The organism is uncultured Roseovarius sp., from assembly GCF_913054395.1.
In the GTDB taxonomy this organism is placed as follows: domain Bacteria; phylum Pseudomonadota; class Alphaproteobacteria; order Rhodobacterales; family Rhodobacteraceae; genus Roseovarius.
This window is the reverse complement of sequence record NZ_CAJXIP010000018.1, coordinates 15883-36003: the sequence shown is the minus strand read 5'-3', so window position 1 is coordinate 36003 and position 20121 is coordinate 15883. Positions and strand designations below refer to the sequence as shown.

At 61.4% G+C, this 20121-nt stretch carries 17 protein-coding genes; 11 read left to right on the top strand and 6 right to left on the bottom strand.

Annotation, left to right across the window (positions count from 1 at the left end):
* Positions 1-211 precede the first annotated feature (211 nt).
* On the top strand, positions 212-1456 hold the full coding sequence (locus QZ522_RS04435; RefSeq protein ID WP_294608008.1) for a sarcosine oxidase subunit beta family protein: 1245 nt from the start codon (positions 212-214) through the stop codon (positions 1454-1456).
* Here QZ522_RS04435 and QZ522_RS04430 read toward each other — a convergent pair.
* Complete coding sequence (locus QZ522_RS04430; protein ID WP_294608006.1) at positions 1453-1707, bottom strand: hypothetical protein; 255 nt, start codon at positions 1705-1707, stop codon at positions 1453-1455. The genes QZ522_RS04435 and QZ522_RS04430 overlap by 4 nt on opposite strands.
* Before the next feature lie 176 nt (positions 1708-1883).
* Here QZ522_RS04430 and QZ522_RS04425 point away from each other — a divergent pair, with 176 nt between their 5' ends.
* The 5 genes from QZ522_RS04425 to rarD all read left to right on the top strand — a co-directional run bounded on the left by QZ522_RS04425 (position 1884) and on the right by rarD (position 7629).
* Positions 1884-2213 (top strand): sarcosine oxidase subunit delta, encoded by a 330-nt coding sequence (locus tag QZ522_RS04425; RefSeq protein ID WP_073199014.1) that lies wholly within the window; start codon positions 1884-1886, stop codon positions 2211-2213.
* A gap of 62 nt (positions 2214-2275) precedes the next feature.
* Complete coding sequence (locus QZ522_RS04420; protein ID WP_294607995.1) at positions 2276-5287, top strand: sarcosine oxidase subunit alpha family protein; 3012 nt, start codon at positions 2276-2278, stop codon at positions 5285-5287.
* Positions 5280-5849 carry a sarcosine oxidase subunit gamma family protein gene (locus tag QZ522_RS04415; protein WP_294607993.1) on the top strand — a complete coding sequence of 190 codons (570 nt, stop codon included), beginning with the start codon at positions 5280-5282 and terminating at the stop codon, positions 5847-5849. Before QZ522_RS04420 ends, QZ522_RS04415 begins: the two co-directional genes overlap by 8 nt.
* A gap of 109 nt (positions 5850-5958) precedes the next feature.
* Positions 5959-6558: a superoxide dismutase gene (locus tag QZ522_RS04410; RefSeq protein WP_294607990.1), complete on the top strand. Its 600-nt coding sequence runs from the start codon at positions 5959-5961 to the stop codon at positions 6556-6558.
* Positions 6559-6732: 174 nt separating this feature from the next.
* Positions 6733-7629, top strand: a complete 897-nt coding sequence (rarD, locus tag QZ522_RS04405; protein ID WP_294607988.1) for an EamA family transporter RarD — start codon at positions 6733-6735, stop codon at positions 7627-7629.
* Here the strand turns inward: rarD and QZ522_RS04400 are convergent.
* Positions 7590-8141, bottom strand: a complete 552-nt coding sequence (locus QZ522_RS04400) for a TIGR00730 family Rossman fold protein (RefSeq protein ID WP_294607986.1) — start codon at positions 8139-8141, stop codon at positions 7590-7592. The genes rarD and QZ522_RS04400 overlap by 40 nt on opposite strands.
* Positions 8142-8239: 98 nt before the next feature.
* On the opposite strand from QZ522_RS04400, the gene QZ522_RS04395 reads away from it, so the two are divergent.
* The 3 genes from QZ522_RS04395 to QZ522_RS04385 all read left to right on the top strand — a co-directional run bounded on the left by QZ522_RS04395 (position 8240) and on the right by QZ522_RS04385 (position 12152).
* A complete protein-coding gene (locus tag QZ522_RS04395; protein ID WP_294607985.1) occupies positions 8240-9499 on the top strand; it encodes a LysM peptidoglycan-binding domain-containing protein in 1260 nt (419 codons plus the stop codon).
* Positions 9500-9565: 66 nt separating this feature from the next.
* A complete protein-coding gene (locus QZ522_RS04390; protein WP_294607983.1) occupies positions 9566-11386 on the top strand; it encodes an ABC transporter ATP-binding protein/permease in 1821 nt (606 codons plus the stop codon).
* Between the two features lie 181 nt (positions 11387-11567).
* Complete coding sequence (locus QZ522_RS04385; protein ID WP_294607982.1) at positions 11568-12152, top strand: HNH endonuclease; 585 nt, start codon at positions 11568-11570, stop codon at positions 12150-12152.
* A 90-nt stretch (positions 12153-12242) separates the two neighbouring features.
* On the opposite strand, the gene QZ522_RS04380 is transcribed toward QZ522_RS04385, so the two are convergent.
* The 4 genes from QZ522_RS04380 to QZ522_RS04365 form a co-directional block, all read right to left on the bottom strand.
* Positions 12243-12767 (bottom strand): polymer-forming cytoskeletal protein, encoded by a 525-nt coding sequence (locus QZ522_RS04380; RefSeq protein ID WP_294607980.1) that lies wholly within the window; start codon positions 12765-12767, stop codon positions 12243-12245.
* Positions 12757-14076 carry a M23 family metallopeptidase gene (locus QZ522_RS04375; protein WP_294607978.1) on the bottom strand — a complete coding sequence of 440 codons (1320 nt, stop codon included), beginning with the start codon at positions 14074-14076 and terminating at the stop codon, positions 12757-12759. Before QZ522_RS04375 ends, QZ522_RS04380 begins: the two co-directional genes overlap by 11 nt.
* Before the next feature lie 179 nt (positions 14077-14255).
* A complete protein-coding gene (locus QZ522_RS04370) occupies positions 14256-15083 on the bottom strand; it encodes a ferritin-like domain-containing protein (protein ID WP_294607976.1) in 828 nt (275 codons plus the stop codon).
* Complete coding sequence (locus tag QZ522_RS04365; protein WP_294607973.1) at positions 15080-15541, bottom strand: peroxiredoxin; 462 nt, start codon at positions 15539-15541, stop codon at positions 15080-15082. The genes QZ522_RS04370 and QZ522_RS04365 overlap by 4 nt, the downstream gene beginning before the upstream one ends.
* Before the next feature lie 108 nt (positions 15542-15649).
* Between QZ522_RS04365 and QZ522_RS04360 the strand changes: the two genes are divergently transcribed.
* Entirely contained in the window at positions 15650-18997 is a 3348-nt protein-coding gene (locus tag QZ522_RS04360; protein WP_294607970.1) for an AsmA-like C-terminal region-containing protein, read from the top strand.
* Positions 18994-20046 carry a tRNA preQ1(34) S-adenosylmethionine ribosyltransferase-isomerase QueA gene (gene queA, locus QZ522_RS04355; protein WP_294607968.1) on the top strand — a complete coding sequence of 351 codons (1053 nt, stop codon included), beginning with the start codon at positions 18994-18996 and terminating at the stop codon, positions 20044-20046. Before QZ522_RS04360 ends, queA begins: the two co-directional genes overlap by 4 nt.
* Positions 20047-20121: the final 75 nt, after the last annotated feature.

The window sequence follows — 20121 nt, the reverse complement described above, 5'->3', positions numbered from 1 at the left end:
TTTCCCCTTCTTTCCCGTCCCATGTAACCCTGCGCGCGCAGGGAAAAAAGGGCCAAGTCGTCACGCCCCCGTCACCGGACAGCGCCGAGATGTCGCAATGTCGCAATTGATGCGCAAATCGCCGCCCAGAGTATCCTTTGAAATGCCGGGGCGTCGCATTACGGTCAAAGCCGCAGCATGGTCTGCGAATCCACTAGTCCTGAGGCCGCGCATGAAACGTTATTCCGCCTTTGCCATCGCCCGCGAAGCCCTTCGGTATCACACGGGATGGGAACGGGCCTGGGCCTCGCCCGAGCCGAAAAAGAAATATGATGTCATCATCATCGGCGCTGGTGGCCACGGCCTGGCCACGGCCTATTACCTTGGCAAGAACTTTGGCATCACCAATGTGGCGGTGCTCGAGAAAGGCTGGCTCGGGGGCGGCAATACCGGGCGCAATACCACGATCATCCGCTCGAATTACCTTCAGGATCCTTCGGCGGCGATCTATGAAAAGGCGCGCTCGCTCTACGAGACGCTGAGCCAGGATCTGAACTACAACATCATGTATTCGCCGCGTGGCGTGATCATGCTGGCCCAGACCGAACACGAGGTCCGCGGCTATCAGCGCACGGCGCATGCCAACGCCCTGCAAGGGGTCACGACCGAGTTCATCTCGCCCGCCCGCGTCAAGGAAATCGTGCCGATCATCAACCTCGACGGGCCGCGCTATCCGGTGCTTGGCGGCCTCTGGCAGGCGCGCGGCGGCACCGCTCGCCACGATGCCGTGGCCTGGGGCTATGCGCGGGCCTGTTCTGACATGGGCATGCACATCCTGCAAAAATGCGAAGTCACCGGCATCACCCGCGACGGCGGCAAGGTCACCGGCGTCAGCACCAATCGCGGCGATATCGCCTGTGACAAGCTTGGCGTCGTGGTGGCGGGTCATTCGGGACATCTGGCCGATATGGCCGGCTTCCGCCTGCCGATCGAATCCGTCGCCCTTCAGGCGCTTGTGTCGGAACCGATCAAGCCCTGCATGGATTGCGTCGTCATGGCCAATACCGTGCATGGCTACATGTCGCAATCCGACAAGGGCGAGATGGTCATCGGTGGCGGCACCGACGGTTATAACAACTTCACCCAACGCGGCTCTTTCCACCATGTCGAGGAAACCGTGCGCGCCCTGATCGAGACCTTCCCGATGGTCAGCCGCCTCAAGATGCTGCGCCAATGGGGCGGTATCGTCGATGTGACCGGCGACCGCTCGCCGATCATCAGCAAAACCCCGGTCGATGGCATGTTCATCAACTGTGGCTGGGGCACCGGCGGCTTCAAGGCGATCCCCGGATCGGGCTGGGGCTTTGCTGAAATGATTGCCAAGGGCCACTCGCCCCTGACCGACGCCTTCGGCCTCGACCGCTTCCACCAGGGCCGCTTTATTGACGAGAGCGTCGCGGCGGGGGTGGCGCACTAATGTTTATAGCTCCAGTCCTCCCAGTCCTCATCTTGGGTGAAGCGTTCTTCTTGAAGTTCCCCTATAACTTGGCAACTTTCCGCCCGCAAAATAGAGGCTTCTCTCAACTTTTCCTCCTTTGCGGACAATATCTCAAGAACCGCGTCTCTATCTTGAAGGCGCGCGTTGAAGAGTTCGTTTATTCCTTCTTTCGCGAGAAGTGCTTTACGCAAATCCCAGTCAATCATGGTCATGTAGTTGCTCAACCGCATCTTTCGGCCCCTTGTTCTCACTTCGTGCCGAATCAAACATATGCCGCTTTCAAGACGCATCGCAAATTGTATATGTCTGTGGATAGGCTGTTGATAACTAACGTTTACTTTAGGTTTCGGAGACAAACACTTGTGATGGATAACTTTTATAGCTCTGAAGCAAAGGGAGTCGTCCAATGCTGATCCTAGAATGCCCCTGCTGCGGCGTGCGCGGCGAAGAAACCGAATTTCATGGCGGTGGCGAGGCGCATCTCAAACGCTTCGGTCCCGGCTCGACGGATGACGAGTTCCACACCTACCTGTTTTCCAAGGAAAACCCCAAGGGGGTGCACTTTGAACGCTGGCGCCACAACAACGGCTGCGGCAAGTGGTTCCTTGCGGCCCGCGACACCATGACACTCGAGGTTTTCGGCACCTATTCCGCCCAGACCCTCGAACCGCCAAAACACATTCGCGATGCGATCACCGCCAAACGCCCCGGTTGGACATGGAGAGATTTCTCATGATCCTTCTTCTTGGCAAAAATACTCAAATTCTCACCGCAGCCACAGGCACGAGGGTCTAACCCATGAGCACACGTCTGGCCACCGGCGGCCGTCTTCTCGATACGGACCGCGCCGTCAATTTCACTTTCAATGGCAAGCGCCTGCGCGGCCATGCCGGCGACACGCTGGCTTCGGCATTGCTTGCCAATGACCAGATGCTGGTCGGGCGCTCGTTCAAATATCACCGCCCGCGTGGTATTGTCGCCAGCGGCGCCGAAGAACCGAACGCCCTCGTTGGCCTCGGCACCGGCGCGCGCTTTGAGCCGAACCAGCGCGTCACCACGACCGAGTTGTTCGACGGCCTTTCGGCGACAAGCCAGAACCACTGGCCGAGCCTCGAGTTCGATGTCGGTGCGGTGAACGCGAAACTTGGCCGTTTTATGCCGGCGGGCTTTTATTACAAGATGTTCATCCATCCGCGTCCGTTCTGGAAGCATGTCTACGAGCCGTTCATTCGCCATGCTGCCGGCCTCGGCAAAGCGCCGAAAGATCGCGATGGCGACCGCTATGAGCATTTCTATGCCTTTGCCGACGTGCTTGTGATCGGCGGCGGTGTGGCCGGGCTTCAGGCCGCTTTGCGTGCGGCTGAAACCGGCGCCAAGGTAATGGTCCTGGAACAGACCGCCCATTGGGGCGGCCGTGCGCCGGTCGATGGTGGCACAGTGGACGGCGCGCCGGTGGCAGAGTTTATCGAGGGTGTCATTGCAAAATTGCAGGACATGCCCAATGTGACCCTGCGCAATCGTTGCATGGGTGCAGGGGTCTATGATCACGGCTATGCGCTTGGCTATGAGCGGATCACCGATCATGCGCCCGAGCTTGACGCGCCGCGTCACCGCCTGTGGCGCATTCGCGCGCGCCAGATCATCACCGCCACCGGTGCCATCGAACGTCCGCTCAGCTTTGCCGGTAACGATATTCCCGGTGTCATGCTGGCCTCGGCGGTGCGCGATTACGCGGTGAATTACGGTGTGTCGATCGGTGACCGCACGGTCGTCGTGACCAATAATGACGATGCCTATCGCACCGCGATCACGCTCAAGTCTCTCGGGCTTGAAATCCCGGTGATCCTCGATGCGCGTGCATCGGGCGGCGGGGCGCTTGCCGATGAGGCGCGCGCGCTTGGCATCCGGGTCGAGAACGGCAAGGCGATCTCGTCGGTCAAAGGTGGCAAGCGCGTCACCGGCGTGGCGATTTGTGCGCAGGCAGGCGAAGGTGCCGTGCTTGAGGAAATCAAATGCGATGCCGTGGCCATGTCGGGCGGCTGGTCGCCGGTGGTGCACCTGTGGTCGCATTGCGGCGGCAAGCTGATCTGGGACGCAGATCGCGCCCATTTCCGCCCCGATGCAGCCAAGCCGCCACTCGGCGCAACAGGCGAAGGCTTTGTGATCGCGACGGGCGCCGCGAATGGCGCGGGCGATCTGGCGACGACGCTGGCGGACGGCGACGCTGCGGGCAAGGCGGCGGCGAAGGCCATCGGCAACAAACCGAAGAGCACAGCCGCGCCGCAAGGCTCGGCGAGTGAAGAGGCGCCGCTGATGCCGGTCTGGCTTATGCCGCAGGGCGCGGGGGTCAATCTTCGGATGAAATCCTGGCTGGATTACCAGAATGACGTCAAGGTCTCTGACGTGCAGCTGGCGGCGCGCGAAGGCTTTGAATCGGTCGAGCACGCCAAGCGCTATACCACGCTTGGCATGGCGACTGATCAAGGTAAGTTGAGCAATATCAACGGATTGGCCATTCTTTCGGATGCGCTGAACCAACCCATCCCGCAGACCGGCACAACCACCTTCCGCCCGCCCTATACGCCGATTTCCCTGGCGGCCATCGGTGGGGAGGCGCGCGACGAGATTTTCCAGCCTCTGCGCAAGACCCCGATCCACGGCTGGCACGAAGACAACGGTGCGCATTTTGAACCGGTTGGCCAATGGCGCCGCCCCTATTGCTATCCCAGAGGCGAAGAAAGCCACCGGGATGCGGTCAGCCGCGAGATCAACCAGACCCGTGGGCAACTTGGCCTGCTTGATGCCTCGACCCTTGGCAAGATCATCGTCAAGGGCCCGGATGCGGGCAAGTTTCTCGATATGCTTTACACCAACATGATGAGCACCCTGAAACCGGGTCGCTGCCGCTATGGCCTGATGTGCAACGAGAACGGCTTTCTGATGGATGACGGTGTGGTCGCGCGGATCGACGACGATACCTTCCTTTGTCACACCACCACCGGCGGCGCCGAGTCGATCCATGGCCACATGGAAGACTGGCTCCAGTGTGAATGGTGGGATTGGAAGGTCTATACCGCCAATGTGACCGAGCAATATGCCCAGATCGCCGTGGTTGGCCCCAAGGCCCGGACGGTCCTTGAAAAGTTGACCTCGGATGATATTTCCGCCGATGGCCTTAGCTTTATGGGCTGGAAGGATCTGACGTTGGCGGGCATGCCCGCACGCGCCTACCGGATCTCGTTCTCGGGCGAGCTGAGCTATGAAATCGCCGTGCCTGCAAGCTATGGCCGCGCGCTTTGGGATGCCCTGCAAGAGGCGGGTGCCGAGTTTGGCGTAATGCCCTATGGCACCGAAGGCCTGCATGTGATGCGCGCCGAAAAGGGCTTTATCATGATCGGGGATGAAACCGACGGCACGGTGATCCCGCAGGATCTCAACATGCAATGGGCGATTTCCAAGAAGAAGGACGACTATCTCGGCAAGCGCGCGCAAGAGCGCAGCCACATGGCCGATCCCAAGCGCTGGAAACTGGTCGGGCTGGAAACGCTTGACGGTTCGGTTCTGCCGGATGGCGCCTATGCCACGGCGCCGGGGCGCAACGCCAATGGTCAGCGTGAAACCCAGGGACGGGTGACCTCGACCTATCATTCGCCGACACTCGGGCGCGGGATTGCCATGGGCCTTGTGCTTGATGGGCCCGACCGGATGGGCGATGTGATCGAATTTCCAAAGGTGGATGGCGGTATCGTCAAGGCGAAGATCGTCGATCCGATCTTCTTCGACAAGGACGGGGAGAAGCAGAATGTCTAACGCAGTCAGCGCATTGGGCGGGGCCAGCTATGATGGCTTTGCCCGCATTGAGGATCAGGGCCTGCGCGGGATGATCACCCTGCGCGGTGATCTTGCCAGCAAGGAAATCAAGGCAGCCGTCAAGGCGGCGACAGGCCTTGGCGTGCCGGGCCAGCGTCAGGCGCTGAGTGGCGGCGATACGGCGGTGCTCTGGATGTCGCCGGATGAATTGCTGTTGATGTGCCCCTATGACGAGGTGAACGACAAGATCGCGGCGCTTGAAACCGCCCTTGCGGGCCAGCATTTCCTTGCGGTCAACGTTTCCGACGCGCGTACTTTCCTGCGCATCAGCGGCGCGGGCGCACGCGAGGTTCTGGCCAAGGTCTGTCCGGTCGATCTTTCGCCGGAGGCCTTTACCCCCGGCATGTTCCGCCGCACCCGCATGGCGCAGGTGCCGGCCGCCTTCTGGCTTGACGACGCGGGGGCGTTTCATCTGATCTGTTTCCGCTCGATTGCGGATTACGCGTTCAACCTGTTGAAGGTCTCGGCCAAGCCCGGCGGTGAAGTGGGATATTTCGCCTGATCCGGGCAAACCTGACGGATAAACTCTGTCAAACGGGGTTGACCTTGGGGCGTTCGGGCCACCATGTATGGTGCATCTGATTTGCATGAAATGAACAGGGGGATAACCCATGAGCTTTGAACTTCCCGATCTTCCCTATGCCCATGACGCGCTTGCGGCGCATGGCATGTCCGCGGAAACGCTGGAATATCACCACGACCTGCACCACAAGGCCTATGTCGACAACGGCAACAAGCTGATTGCCGGCACCGAGTGGGAAGGCAAGTCGCTTGAGGCGATCATTGCCGGCACCTATGACAAGAGTGCCGTGGCGCAAAATGGTATCTTCAACAACATCAGCCAGCTTTGGAACCACAACCAGTTCTGGGAAATGATGAGCCCGACCAAGACCGGCATGCCCGGCGAGCTTGAAAAGGCCATCACCGACAGCTTTGGTTCGGTTGACGAGTTCAAATCGCAGTTTTCGGCCGCTGGCGCGGGTCAGTTCGGCTCTGGCTGGGCCTGGCTTGTCAAGGACACCGATGGTGGCCTCAAGGTGACCAAGACCGAGAACGGCGTGAACCCGGTCTGCTTCGGTCAGACGGCGCTTTTGGGCTGTGATGTGTGGGAGCATTCCTATTACATCGACTTCCGCAACAAGCGTCCGGCTTACCTCAGCAACTTCCTCGACAACCTGGTGAACTGGGAAAACGTCGCCTCGCGGCTCTGAACCACGCAGATTTCGGGGGCAGGACCGTCCCCGCAGGAGTGCCCCGCTGACACGCGTCAGCGGGGCTTTTTCGTGGGCTGGCCTGAATATGATCGTGGCGGGGCACTATCGCCTTGCCTTGGCGCGGCGGATCAGGCAGCACTCCGATAGCCCGTAACCCCGACAGGAGACCCCATGCGCGAAGAGACAAAAGGCATCATCGCGATGGTCGCTACCTGCACGATCTGGGGGCTGTCGGGGATTTATTACAAGCTGTTGGCGCATATTCCGCCGATTGAAATCCTTGCGCATCGCACACTGTGGTCCTGTATCTTCTTTGCACTGGTCCTGACGGTGCAGGGCCGGATTTCGGTTCTGGGCCAAACCCTTTGGGTGAGGCGCTCGTTCCTCCTGATCGGGTTTGCGGCCTTGATGATTTCGACCAACTGGTTCGTATTCATCACCTCGATTCAGGTCGGGCGCGCGGTCGAGGCGTCTTTGGGCTATTACATCTTCCCGCTGGTTGCGGTGCTTTTGGGCGCAATAGCCTTTGGCGAACGCCTTGGCCGGGCACAGATGATGGCGGTTTCGCTTGCCATCGCGGCGGTGGTGACGCTGACCGCCGGACTTGGGGTCGCGCCCTGGATCGCGCTTATTCTGGCCTCGTCGTTCGGGCTTTATGGCCTTGTAAAGAAAGGGCTTCCCGTCGGCCCTGTGGTCTCGGTCACGGCCGAGGTCCTGTTGTTGTCACCGATCGCGCTGGCGGTTCTGTGGTGGTTTCATGCGGATGGCCAAGGCGCCTTTGGCACCTCCTGGCGCGACAGTGCCTTGCTGGCGTTTTCCGGGCCGCTAACGGCAACGCCGCTGATCATGTTCAGCTATGCCACCAAGCGCATCCGGCTGGCCACGGTCGGCCTTGTGCAATATCTGAACCCCAGCCTGCAATTCCTGGTGGCGACGCTGATCTTTCGCGAGGCGTTCAGCTTTTGGCACGCCATTGCCTTTGCGATGATCTGGACCGCGCTGGCGATCTATACCGCCGCTTCGCTGCGTCAGGACAGGGCCGCGCGCAGGGCGATCGTCAAATCCTGAACCGTATCAACGGCTTGCATGTAATCCCTAAGGGATGCATCGGCGAACCCCTGATCGACCACATGATCCATTAGCTGGACTAGGGGTGCCCAATAGCCGTCTGTATTCAAAAGGAAAATCGGCTTGCTGTGAAGGTCGAGCTGGCGCCAGGTCAGGACCTCGAAAAACTCGTCCAGCGATCCGGCGCCACCGGGCAGAACGACGATCGCGTCAGAGTTCATATACATGACCTTTTTGCGCTCGTGCATGTTTTCGGTCACCACAAAGCGCGTCAGGTCTTTTTTGCCAACCTCAAGGCTCATCAGGTGTTTGGGGATCACGCCGAAGGTGTCACCGCCCGCCGCCTGAGCGGCGCGCGCCGTCGCCCCCATAAGGCCGACATCGCCCGCGCCATAGACCAAGCGCCAGCCGTTGTGCGCCAACATCTCGCCCATGGCGGTCGCCTCTTCGCTAAACCTTGGGTTCTTACCGGGACGTGAGCCGCAAAAGACACAGACGGACAGGACTGTCATGAAATCACCCCAGGCTGATAAATGGTTGCTTTGACCCGTGATAGCCTTGTTGCTATTCTGCGGCAACCGTGCACTGTGCCGGGGGTGGAAGGAAAAACATGAGCAAATTCGCCGGTTTAGGGAGGGGGCCCGCGCTTGTCGCTGCGGGCGCTGTTGTGGTCGGCCTTGCCGGACTTGCCATGTATTTTGGCGGCGTCTTTGTGCCTGCGCCGCCGCCGCTGTCAGAGCCGGGCGTCACCGCGCAATCCGAGCAGCCTGAACAGCCCTGGACAGAGCCGGCCGCGCAGGTCGAACAGGCGGATAAGCCGGATGCAGAACCGGCGCCGCCGCTGCCTGACCCGCCGTCGATTGACACCTTTCGGCTTGACCCGGACGGGCAGATGCTTGTCGCGGGACAAGGCGCGCCGGGATGGGATATTTCCATTCTTGTCGATGGCCTGAGCATTGCGACGCTTGCCCCTGATAACGCCGGAAAATTCGTGACGTTTCTGGAGCTCCCGGCAAGCGATCAGCCGCGTATCCTGTGGCTTAGCATGACGTCGGGCGAGGGGGGGCGGACGCTGACCTCGGTTGATCAGATCATTATCGCCCCACCCCCGCGCGCCGTTGCTGCCGCACCTGTGGCGTCACCGCCCGAGCCGACCGTCGAAACGGCCAGCCAGCCCGAAGTGGTACCGGCGCCTGCCCCGACAGAGCCCATGGTGACGGACACAGCCGAGGCACAGGCGATTGAGCCCGCGCAACCGACGACGGACACGCCCGAGGCGGGCGCAGAGACTGCCGTAGCCGCCTCTGATGCCCCGACCCCGGCGGTGTCGCAGACGGTTCTTATGGCTGACGAGGGCGGCGTTCGGGTGCTTCAGGCGCCTACGCCTGATGCGCAGTCGCCCGATGTCATGTCCAGCGTCGCGCTTGATGCGATCACCTATTCTGATGCGGGCGAGGTACAGCTTTCCGGTCGTGCCAAGGGCACCGGCTTTGTTCGCATCTACCTTGACAACAAGCCCGTAACCACCTCGCGCGTTGCCGCCGATGGCAACTGGAGCAGCGAGTTGCCCGACGTCGGGACCGGGGTTTATACCCTGCGGGTCGATGAGGTCAGTAGCGAGGGCACCGTCGTGTCGCGTGTCGAGACGCCGTTCAAACGCGAGGATCAGGCGGTTCTTCTGGCGCAGGATGACGCCGTTACAGCCGAACCGGTCCGCGCCGTCACGGTTCAGCCGGGATCGACCCTCTGGGCCATCTCGCGCGAGGTTTATGGCGAAGGTGTCATGTATGTGCGGGTCTTCGAGGCCAACCGTGACCGCATCCGCGATCCCGATCTGATCTATCCCGGTCAGGTGTTCGCCCTGCCGTAACGGGGGGGCTGGCAATTGAACGGGGCGCAGCCTATGTGTGTGGCAAGTTATTGAAAAGGCCCGTTCATGCGCCACGCCCAGGTGACGACTTCTGAAATGCCCAAGAACGGCTGGCGCACCATCCGGCGTGTCGCGCCCTATCTTTGGCCTGCGGATCAGCCGTGGGTCAAGCGGCGTGTGCTGCTTGCGCTTCTGGCGCTGTTCGTGGCCAAGCTGGTCGCCGTGGGCACGCCGTTTTTCTACAAGGCAGCGGTGGATTCGCTTGCCGCTGAGGGGCAATCGGCGGCCTGGATGCTTGGCGCGGGGGCGGTCGGGCTTACCGTGGCTTATGGCATGGCGCGGTTGATGAATGTCGGCTTTCAACAGCTGCGCGACGTGATCTTTGCCCGTGTCGCACAGCGGGCCCTGCGCTCGCTGGCGCTTCAGACGTTCCGCCATATCCATGCGATGTCGATGCGCTATCACATCACCCGCAAGACCGGCGGACTAAGCCGGATCATCGAGCGTGGCGTGAAAGGCGTTGAATTCCTGCTGCGGTTCCTGCTGTTTTCCATCGGGCCGCTGGTGCTTGAATTGCTGATGATCGGTGTCATTCTCTGGGTGCTGTTCGATGTCTGGTATCTGGCCGTGGTGATGAGCGTGATCGCGGCCTATGTAGCCTTTACCTTCAAGGTGACCGAATGGCGGGTGAAGCTGCGCAAGCAGATGAACGATCAGGATACCGACGCCAATCAAAAGGCCGTCGACAGCCTTTTGAATTTCGAGACGGTCAAGTATTTCGGCGCCGAGGGGCGTGAGGCGGCGCGTTATGACGCGGCGATAGCGGGCTATGAGCATGCCGCGCTCCAGACCTCTTATTCGCTGGCCTTCCTGAATTTCGGTCAGTCCTTCCTGATCACCGGCGGGCTTGTGATGGTCATGGTGATGGCGGCGCTTGGCGTACAGGACGGGACGATGACCGTGGGCGATTTCGTCATGGTCAACGCCTATATGATCCAGATCACCATGCCTCTCAACTTTCTGGGGACGGTCTATCGCGAAATTCGTCAGGCCCTGGTGGATATGGGGGAAATGTTCGAACTGTTAGAGCAACCGCCGGATGTGAAGGACAAACCCGGCGCGGATGTTCTGAAGGTGAAAGGGGCATCGGTGCGCCTTGACACTGTTTCATTCGGCTATGACGATGCGCGACCGATCCTGAAGGGCGTCACCCTTGATGTGCCCGCCGGTCAGACGGTGGCGGTTGTCGGTCCGTCGGGGTCGGGCAAGTCGACAATCGGGCGGCTGTTGTTCCGCTTTTACGATGTGCAGTCAGGAGCGGTCCTGATCGACGGGCAGGACGTGCGCGACGTGACGCAGGACAGCCTGCATGCGATGATCGGTGTGGTGCCGCAGGATACGGTTCTGTTCAACGACACGGTCGGCTATAATATCGGCTATGGGCGCGATGGCGCCACCCAGGCCGAGATCGAAGAGGCCGCGCGCGCCGCGCAGATTCACGATTTCATCACCAGCCTGCCGGAGGGCTATGACACGCCGGTCGGGGAACGCGGGCTCAAGCTTTCGGGGGGCGAGAAACAGCGCGTCGGGATTGCCCGGACGCTTTTGAAGAACCCGCCGATCCTGTTGTTGGACAAGGCCACAAGCGCGCTTGATACCCAGACCGAGCGCGACATTCAGGGCGCGCTTGCCAAGGCTGCCGAGGGGCGCACGGTGATTACCATCGCGCACCGCCTGTCCACCGTCGCGGATGCCGACCGGATTGTCGTGCTTGAAGAGGGGCGCGTGGTCGAAGAGGGAACCCATGCCGAGCTTTTGGCGCGCCAGGGCCGCTATGCCGGTCTTTGGCAGCGTCAGGCCCGCGAACAGGATGAGGTCGCGGCCTGACTCATGGCGGGATCTGTCACATAAGGGTTACGCCAGGCGGCTAAGAATATCGGCAATCGGTCGCTACATATCGCACTTGCCAGTTCGCAAACGCGATATATAGTAGATACTAGGAAGGTGCAGGGGCGCCCGCCCCTGGACCTGTCGCAAGCTTGATCCGGGTGAGGGGAAAGTCAGTCAGATGGACGGCGATTTCAGAACGGAATTTGTCCGAGAACCGGCCGCGCTACGAGAGTTTCCGGCGCTTGTCTTGAATGCCGATTACCGGCCGTTATCCTATTATCCGCTGTCTCTCTGGACCTGGCAGGAGGCGGTCAAGGCGGCCTGGCTTGACCGGGGCGATATCGTGGCGGAATACGATCACTGGGTCCGAAGCCCGAGTACGGAAATACGCATACCCTCGGTCATCGTGTTGAAAGACTATGTAAAACCTCAAAAGCGCGTGGCCTTCACGCGCTTTAATTTATTTTTGAGGGACGAATTTCGCTGTCAGTATTGCGGGGCAAAGGGCGATCTTACCTTTGATCACGTGGTCCCGCGCGCCAGCGGTGGCGTTACCAGCTGGGAAAACGTGGTGGCGGCCTGTAGCCCCTGCAACCTGCGCAAGGGATCCAAAAGCCTGCGTCAGGCGGGGCTGAGCCTGCGCAAGGCGCCACGCCCGCCCGAGGCGGAGCAGCTTCGCAATCTGGGGCGCAAGTTTCCGCCCAACCACCTGCATGAAAGCTGGATGGATTTTCTCTATTGGGATGCTGAGCTTGATGCCTGAAGCGCGTGGGTTTCACCCAGCCTACAGATTTGAAAAGGCGCCGCTGCCATGGGGCAGGGCGCCTTTTGAACTGGTTGTCGAGGCTTCGCGTTAGGCCGGTTTGGCAGCGGCAGGTGCGGGATTGCCGGTAGCGGCGGGCTTGGGCGCGTTCGACTTGCCGCTAAGCGGGTCTTCCTGACGCTGGACCGAGCCCTCGAAGTGGGCGCCGGATTCGATGGCGATGGTCTTGTGGATGATGTCGCCTTCGACGCGCGCGGTCGAGGTCAGGCGCACCTTGAGGCCACGCACACGCCCGACGATGCGGCCGTTGATCACCACGTCATCGGCAATCACTTCGCCTTTGACGGTCGCGCCTTCGCCGATGGTCAGAAGATGCGCACGAATGTCGCCTTCGATGGTGCCTTCGACCTGAATGTCGCCGGTTGTCTTAAGGTTGCCCGTGACATGCAGATCCGAAGAGAGAACCGAAGCTGGCGGCTTGGCCTTGGGGGCCGAGGCCTTGAATTCCGTGCCCGAGGTATCGGGACGTGCGGAATCAAGCCGGTTGTCCGTCGGGGCCGGTTTGGCCTCGGTGGGCTTTTGCGCGGGTTCGTTGATTTTGCTCTTAGAAAACATTTTTTGCAGCCTTGATATATATCATGGGATTGACGGGCTTGCCGCCGACGCGGACTTCGTAGTGTAGATGTGTGCCCGTGGAACGTCCAGAGTTGCCCATATCACCTATCTGTTCCCCGCGCGAGACCCTTTGCCCGACCTTCACGCGGATTTTCGACAGATGGGCATAGCGGGTCTCTATGCCGAACTCGTGTTTCACCTTTACCAGGCGGCCATAGCCCGAAAGCCAGCCGGCGTGGGTCACAACGCCGTCGGCGGTCGAGTGGATCGGCGTGCCATGGGCGGCGGCGAAATCGGTGCCCTGATGCATCCGGCCCCACCGCATGCCATAGCCCGAGGTGAAACGGAATGCGTTCTTGACCGGGATGGCAAAGGGCGCCTTCTGGGCGGCGATCCGATAGAGGTTAAGCTCGTCCATCTGGCCAAGGATGCGATTGGCGCGCTCTGCATCGGGCGAGGGCGCTTCGCCACGGGTTGAAAACGACAGCGGTGTCAGCGGGCCGCCCTGGCCGGTATGGCCGCGGCGCACGCTGCCTATCAGGCTCTCGGTGTTTAGGCCTGCATCGCGGAACATCTTGTCGAGCGGTTTGACCGAAATGGTCATCGCATCTTCAAGCTGGCTGAATATCTGTTCGTTCTGGTCCTGCATGAGGCGAATCTGATAAGCCATTTCATCGGCATGAACCAAGGCATCCTGGGCGTTGGCGATGGTCTCATCGCGTTCACGGGCGGCGTCCTGAAGGGCGGCCGTGAGGAAATCAAGGGTGCCGTCGTCGACCGCGCCGCCGCTTGCGCCATCGCCGGACGCCTCTCCGTCTTCAAGCGCAAGCGCCAGGGCGGTGCTTTCTTCGCGGGCGGTTTCGCGCTCGTTCATGGTGCGGCGCAGGGTGGTCTGGATCACTTCTATCCCGGTTTCAAGTTCGCGGCGGCGGATCTCGGAGGCCAGCAATTCGGATTGCATGACCGAAATCTGATCCAGTGCCGAACTAAAGCGTTCCTGCGCGGCAATCGCCTCTTCGGCGCGTTTGTCGCGTTCATGCGACAGGGAATTCAGACGGTTTTCATAGGTGCGCTGATCGCGCTTGGCCTGTTCACGGAAGTTTCCGGCGCCAATGCTGTCCATCAGCAGGATCGACGTTGCGATGATCGCCCAGGCCACAATCGCCGCGGCACCCGAGAAGGCAACAAGCTGAGTTGCGGGGCGAAGCCGGATAAACCGCGTTTCCGTGTCAGAGCGCAGAAAGACCCGCCGTTCGGGGAAATAACGCTCTAGAATGGCATGCACTTTGATAGCAAGTCGTGTTCTCACGCGGTCTCGTCCCTGTTGTTACCCTTCGCAACGGATGACGCTCTTATTATCAGGTGTGGCGTCCTGCAAAGTGATTAGCCAGTGGTTAACCTTTGGGCAAGAATTTTGACCAAATGTGATAAAATTCTGAGCTATTTCTTGCCAGAGTGGCGAAAAACCGCCGATCACCAAGGGTTTGGCTATTTTGCCGCTGGGGCGATTTCGGTCAGCGGCCAGTAGAAATCCGGCGGTATTCCGGCCTCTGCGCGCTTTTCCTCGTTGAAGGGAGGCTTGAGGGGGCCATGGAAATAGCGTCGCACAAGATCGTGGAACACATCCTTGGGATCAAGATTGTGACGCCCGCAGAGAAAGTGAAACCACTTCGACCCGAAGGCGACATGCGCCACCTCTTCGGCATAGATCACCTGCATAGCCTCGACGGCGGCGGTATCGCCGGCCTTGGTGAACAGGGCGATCATGCCGGGGGTCACGTCAAGCCCGCGCGCCTCAAGCACCATCGGCACCACGGCGAGGCGACCCATGAAATCCTGGGCGGTGTCCTCTGCGGCGCGCCACATGCCGGCATGGGCGGGCAGGGCGCCATAGTGACTTCCCATTGCTTCAAGGCAGTCGCTTATCAGGTTGAAATGCTTTGATTCTTCATCGGCGGACTTGACCCAGTCGTCATAGAAACCGATCGGCATTTCGGTGTCCGTAAAGCGCGCGATGATATCCCAGTGGAGGTCGACCGCGTTCAGCTCGATATGCGCCACGGCATGCAGCATGGCAATGCGGCCCTTTTCCGAACCGGGACGGCGGCGCGGCACATCGCGCGGATCAAGCAGTTCCGGGCGAGCGGGCCGGGCCGGTTGCATCGGCGGAACCGCGTTGCCGAGGGGAATGTCCCGCCCGGCGGCGCGGGCGGCAAACCAGGTTTTGGCGTGGGCCCGCGACAGGGCGGTCTTTTCACGACCGTCGGCGGTGCCAAGCACCTCGACGGCCATCTGCGACAGACTCTGCACGCTCATAGCGCCTTGACTGCGTCAAGCACCTCTTCGGCGTGGCCGGGCACCTTGACCTTGCGCCAGACCCGCGCGATGCGCCCCTCGCCGTCAATCAGGAAGGTCGAGCGTTCGATACCAAGGAATTTCTTGCCATACATGCTTTTCTCCTTCCATACGCCGTAGGCCTCACAGGTTTCGGCCTCTGCATCCGAGACAAGCGGCACGCTAAGCGCCTGTTTGTCGCGGAATTTTTCGTGGCTGGCAACGCTGTCTTTGGAAATGCCCAGAATAGTGGCGCCTGCCGCCTCGAACGTGTCCCTGAGGCCGGAAAAGGCGACCGCCTCTTTGGTGCAGCCCGAGGTGTTGTCGCGCGGATAAAAGAACAGAACCACCGCCTTCGGGCGCAGGGCAGACAGGGTAACGGTGCCGCCGCCATCGCGCGGCAGGGTGAAGTCGGGGGCGATATCGGAAGTCTCGGGCATGGGCACTCCTTGTGATGCGAAATTGTGAGTTCCATATTAGGACGCAAAAGGCGAGAATAAAGGCAAGAGGCAGCATCGGGCGGCGCAAAGCCGCCCCCAACGGATCAGATGAGCAATAAAGACAAGCAAGTCACGCGAAAACGGCGGCTTAGGCGATTTGGGCTGGGCCTGACTTTTTGTGTCTGCGCGCTGGTTCTGGCGGCGACGGTCGCGGCGATACTTGCGATCGGTACGCGGCTGACGGCGCCGGACTGGCTTCATCAGCGGATTGCGCAGCGGATCAATGCGAACCTGCCGAACTATCAACTGGCCTTCGGCGATATGTCGATGGTGGTCAGCGACGATCTGGTGCCGCGACTTCTATTGCGCGATGTGGCGCTTTCGGGGGGCGAGAGCGGGCAGGTGGCGAACCTCTCCGAGCTTGAAATCACAGTCGCGCCAAGCCCGCTTCTGGAGGGCAAGGTTCAGGCCTCGGCGGTGCGGCTTTCGGGGCTGCGGCTTATTCTGCGGCGCCGGGCCGAGGGCGACCTCGCGATTGCGCTTGAGGGGCCTGCCACGACCGGGCCGGAAGGGGCGCGATTTGCCAATGTCACCGATCAGATCGACGCGATCTTTTCGCGCCCGCAATTTGCCGCGCTGAACCGGGTCGAGGCGGGCAATCTGACGCTTCGTTACGAGGATGCGCGAGCGGGCCGCGCCTGGAGTGTGGATGGCGGGCGCGTGGTTCTGACGCGCGACGGCGGGCAGATCGGCATTCGCGGCGATGTCGCCCTGTTGGGCGCGCGTGATTATGCCACCACCCTGGAACTTAGCTATAGCGGCGAAATCGGGCGCAAGGACGCCGAATTTGGCGTCAAATTCGACGACATGCCCTCGGGCGATATTTCAGGTCAGTCCCCGGCACTTGCCTGGCTTGACGCGCTTGATGCGCCGATTTCGGGCGCGCTTCGGGCCTCGGTGGATGGGGCGGGGCGCCTTGGGCCTCTGAGTGCGACGCTTCAGATCGGTGCCGGCGTTTTACAGCCGACCCCGGCCACGGCGCCGATCGCGTTTCAATCCGCGCGCAGCTATTTCACCTATGATCCTGTTGCCAATGAAATCCGGTTCACCGAACTTTCGGTCGATAGCAAATGGGTTACGGCGCAGGCTGAGGGCACGGCCTTTCTGGTCGGGATGGAAGATGGCTGGCCGCGAGAATTGCAGGCCCAGATACGGGTCAGCAACATAAGCGCCAACCCGGCAGAGTTTTATCCCGAACCGATCCTGCTTGATCGGGCGGCGGCGGATATCCGGCTTCAGCTTGATCCCTTCGTTCTGTCGGTGGGCGAGTTGAGCCTTGCGGATCAGGGCCAGCATTTCGTGCTGGATGGCGTTGTGCGCGGCAAGACGGACGGCTGGGACCTGGCGCTGAATGGCCGGATGGGGGGGCTTGCACCAGAGCGACTTATGGAATTGTGGCCCCTGTCGCTTAAGCCGAAGACGCGGAAATGGATTTCCGAGAACGTGCAAAAGGCCGACCTCGGGAATATTCAGTTGGCCTTGCGCGCGACGCCCGATAATCGCCCGGATGTGTTTTTGGGTTTCGATTTCAAGGGGTTGCAAACCCGCTTTTTGAAAGATGTGCCGCCGATCAGGGAGGGTGCAGGGCATGCGTCGATTTACGACAACCGCTTTGTAATCACCGCCGAAAGCGGCCATGTGGTGGCCGCGCAGGGTGGGCGGATCGACATTGCGGGGACCAGTTTCATCATTCCCGACGTGCGCCTGAAAAAGGGACCCGCGCGCACACGCTTGCACACCGAGAGCACGGTGACTGCTGCGCTGTCACTGCTTGACGAAAAGCCGTTCCGCTTTCTGAGCAAGGCCGGACAGCCGGTGACGCTTGCCGATGGGCGCGCCACGCTGTCTGGTCAGCTTGATCTGTTGCTCAAACCCAAGCTGACCCCTGCCGAGGTGGCGTTTGACGTCACCGGGACGCTGGAAGAGGTGCGCAGTGAAACCCTGGTCAAGGACCGGGTACTTGCGGCGAGCGCATTGCAGGTCAGGGCCAGTAACGCGGGCATCGAGATCGGCGGCGATGCCCGCATCGGCCGGGTGCCGGTCAGCGGCGCCTGGCGTCTGCCCCTGGGCGAGGGCACGGGCGGCGACAGCAGCGTTTCGGGCGTGATCGAACTGTCGGAACAATTCGCCGATGAATTCAACATCGGCCTGCCACCGGGCAGCATCTCGGGCGCGGGGGAGGCCAATATCGAGATCAGCTTTGCCAAGGACCAGCCGGGGCAGTTTGTGCTGACCTCCGATCTTGCGGGGGTGGGGCTTGGGCTGCAACAGCTAAGCTGGTCCTTGCCGCCCGCCGCCACCGGGCAGCTTGAGGTGGCGGGCACGATTGGCGAGCCGCCCGAGATCGAGAGGCTCGACTTTACCGGCGGCGGGCTCGAGGCGAACGGTCGCGTCACCCTTCACGCCAGCGGCGATCTCGACCGCGCCGCCTTTTCGCGCGTCAGGATCGGTGATTGGCTTGACGCGCCGGTCACACTGGTCGGGCGCGGGGCCGGGCAAAGCCCGCGCGTCGAGGTGCGCGGCGGTATGATAGACCTGCGCCAGACCTCGCTCAGCGGGGAAGGTGGCGGGGCCTCCGAAGGCGGTCCGGTGTCGCTGCGGCTTGACCACCTTCAGGTTTCGGACGGGATAGCGCTGAACGATTTTAGCGCAGAACTGGACACGACCGGCGGCACCGATGGCAATTTCACCGGCAAGGTCAACGGCTTTTCGGTCGTGACCGGGCGCGTGGTGCCGATGGACGGGCGCAGCGCGTTTCGCATTCAGTCCGAGGATGCGGGCGGGGTGCTGCGCTCGGCGGGGCTTTTGAAACAGGCGCGCAAGGGCAAGATGGACCTTATCCTGACCCCGGCACCCGAACCCGGAAGCTATGACGGGGTGCTTGGAATCGATCAGTTCCGCATCAAGGAAGCGCCCGCGCTTTCGGCCCTGCTCAACACGATCAGCGTCGTCGGCCTTTTGGAACAGCTCAATGGCGAGGGTCTGCATTTTTCGCGGGTCGATGCCAAGTTCCGCCTGACGCCAGAGCGGCTTACCCTGCTGCAAGGCAGCGCGGTCGGCGCCGCCCTCGGGGTGTCGATGGATGGGTATTATTTCATGGAGAGCGGGCAGATGGACATGCAGGGGGTTGTTTCTCCGGTTTATATGGTGAATGCGATCGGTGGCATTTTCAACCGCGCGGGCGAGGGGCTGATCGGGTTTAACTATACGCTGAAAGGGGCCGCATCGGACCCGCGCGTTTCGGTCAATCCGCTTTCGGCGCTGGCACCGGGGTTCCTGCGCGAGATATTTCGCAGGCCGGCGCCGGTGCTCGGGGATACGCCGGGGGCGGTGACTTCGGGACAGGACAGACCGGACGAGGCCGAACCGCCCGCTTATCAAAGACAGGACAGATGAAGCTTAGTGATTTTGATTTCGAGCTGCCCGAGGCGCTGATTGCCACGCGGCCCGCCCGCCCGCGCACCTCGGCGCGCCTTTTGGTGGCCGATGGCGGGACGATCGCCGACACGCGCGTCCATGCGCTTGGCACGTGGTTGCGCGCCGGGGATCGGCTGGTGCTGAATGACACCAAGGTCATCCCCGCACGGCTGAGCGGGCTGCGCCACCGGGCCGGCGCGCAGGGACCCACCGCCGCACGTATCGAGGTCACCCTTCTCGAGCCGGGCGCCGATGGCACCTGGGGCGCGCTGATTAAACCGCTCAAAAAGATATCGGTGGGCGAAGAGGTGGTGTTTTCGCCCGACCTGTCGGCCCGGCTGGAGGCCAAGGAAGACGGGCAGGGGCGGTTGCGCTTCAACCTGCTGGGCGAGGATTTCGATGCCGCCCTGGCAGAGGCCGGGGCCATGCCCCTGCCGCCCTATATAGCGGCACGTCGCCCGGCGGATGCGCAGGACAAGACCGATTATCAAACCGTATGGGCGCGCCGTTCGGGGGCGGTGGCGGCGCCCACGGCCTCGCTTCATTTCGACGAGGCGCTCCTGGCCGAGCTTGCCGGGATGGGGGTGACATTCAGCCATGTCACGCTTCATGTCGGGGCGGGAACGTTCCTTCCGGTCAAGGTTGAGGATGTCACGAGCCACAAGATGCATGCCGAATGGGGCGAAGTGAGCGTCGAGGCCGCCCGTGAGATCGCCGAGACGAAAGCGGCGGGCGGGCGTGTCATCCCGGTCGGCACCACGGCGCTGAGGCTGATCGAGACGGCCGCGAGGGCCGCCGGAGAGATCGCCCCCTGGCAGGGCGAGACCGATATTTTCATCTATCCCGGTTTTGACTTTCGCGTCACCGACGCGCTCATGACCAATTTTCACCTGCCGAAATCAACCTTGATGATGCTGGTCTCGGCCCTGGTCGGGCAGGATCGCCTGCGCGAGATTTATGAACATGCCGTGTCACAGGAATACCGGTTCTTTTCCTATGGGGACGCTTCGTTGTTGATCCCGGACTGAAAGGCTGTCACCGGGGCCGCGCAGGACCTAAACTGAGTCGCCTTTGACGTCCCGGTTGATGTCCTGTCTGATAAG

What these genes read in the sequence shown, in the direction of transcription:
- QZ522_RS04435 (WP_294608008.1), top strand. Translation starts at nt 212, where the DNA reads ATGAAACGTTATTCCGCCTTTGCCATCGCCCGCGAAGCCCTTCGGTAT.
- QZ522_RS04430 (WP_294608006.1), bottom strand. Translation starts at nt 1,707, where the DNA reads ATGCGGTTGAGCAACTACATGACCATGATTGACTGGGATTTGCGTAAA.
- QZ522_RS04425 (WP_073199014.1), top strand. Translation starts at nt 1,884, where the DNA reads ATGCTGATCCTAGAATGCCCCTGCTGCGGCGTGCGCGGCGAAGAAACC.
- QZ522_RS04420 (WP_294607995.1), top strand. Translation starts at nt 2,276, where the DNA reads ATGAGCACACGTCTGGCCACCGGCGGCCGTCTTCTCGATACGGACCGC.
- QZ522_RS04415 (WP_294607993.1), top strand. Translation starts at nt 5,280, where the DNA reads ATGTCTAACGCAGTCAGCGCATTGGGCGGGGCCAGCTATGATGGCTTT.
- QZ522_RS04410 (WP_294607990.1), top strand. Translation starts at nt 5,959, where the DNA reads ATGAGCTTTGAACTTCCCGATCTTCCCTATGCCCATGACGCGCTTGCG.
- rarD (WP_294607988.1), top strand. Translation starts at nt 6,733, where the DNA reads ATGCGCGAAGAGACAAAAGGCATCATCGCGATGGTCGCTACCTGCACG.
- QZ522_RS04400 (WP_294607986.1), bottom strand. Translation starts at nt 8,141, where the DNA reads ATGACAGTCCTGTCCGTCTGTGTCTTTTGCGGCTCACGTCCCGGTAAG.
- QZ522_RS04395 (WP_294607985.1), top strand. Translation starts at nt 8,240, where the DNA reads ATGAGCAAATTCGCCGGTTTAGGGAGGGGGCCCGCGCTTGTCGCTGCG.
- QZ522_RS04390 (WP_294607983.1), top strand. Translation starts at nt 9,566, where the DNA reads ATGCGCCACGCCCAGGTGACGACTTCTGAAATGCCCAAGAACGGCTGG.
- QZ522_RS04385 (WP_294607982.1), top strand. Translation starts at nt 11,568, where the DNA reads ATGGACGGCGATTTCAGAACGGAATTTGTCCGAGAACCGGCCGCGCTA.
- QZ522_RS04380 (WP_294607980.1), bottom strand. Translation starts at nt 12,767, where the DNA reads ATGTTTTCTAAGAGCAAAATCAACGAACCCGCGCAAAAGCCCACCGAG.
- QZ522_RS04370 (WP_294607976.1), bottom strand. Translation starts at nt 15,083, where the DNA reads ATGAGCGTGCAGAGTCTGTCGCAGATGGCCGTCGAGGTGCTTGGCACC.
- QZ522_RS04365 (WP_294607973.1), bottom strand. Translation starts at nt 15,541, where the DNA reads ATGCCCGAGACTTCCGATATCGCCCCCGACTTCACCCTGCCGCGCGAT.
- QZ522_RS04360 (WP_294607970.1), top strand. Translation starts at nt 15,650, where the DNA reads ATGAGCAATAAAGACAAGCAAGTCACGCGAAAACGGCGGCTTAGGCGA.
- queA (WP_294607968.1), top strand. Translation starts at nt 18,994, where the DNA reads ATGAAGCTTAGTGATTTTGATTTCGAGCTGCCCGAGGCGCTGATTGCC.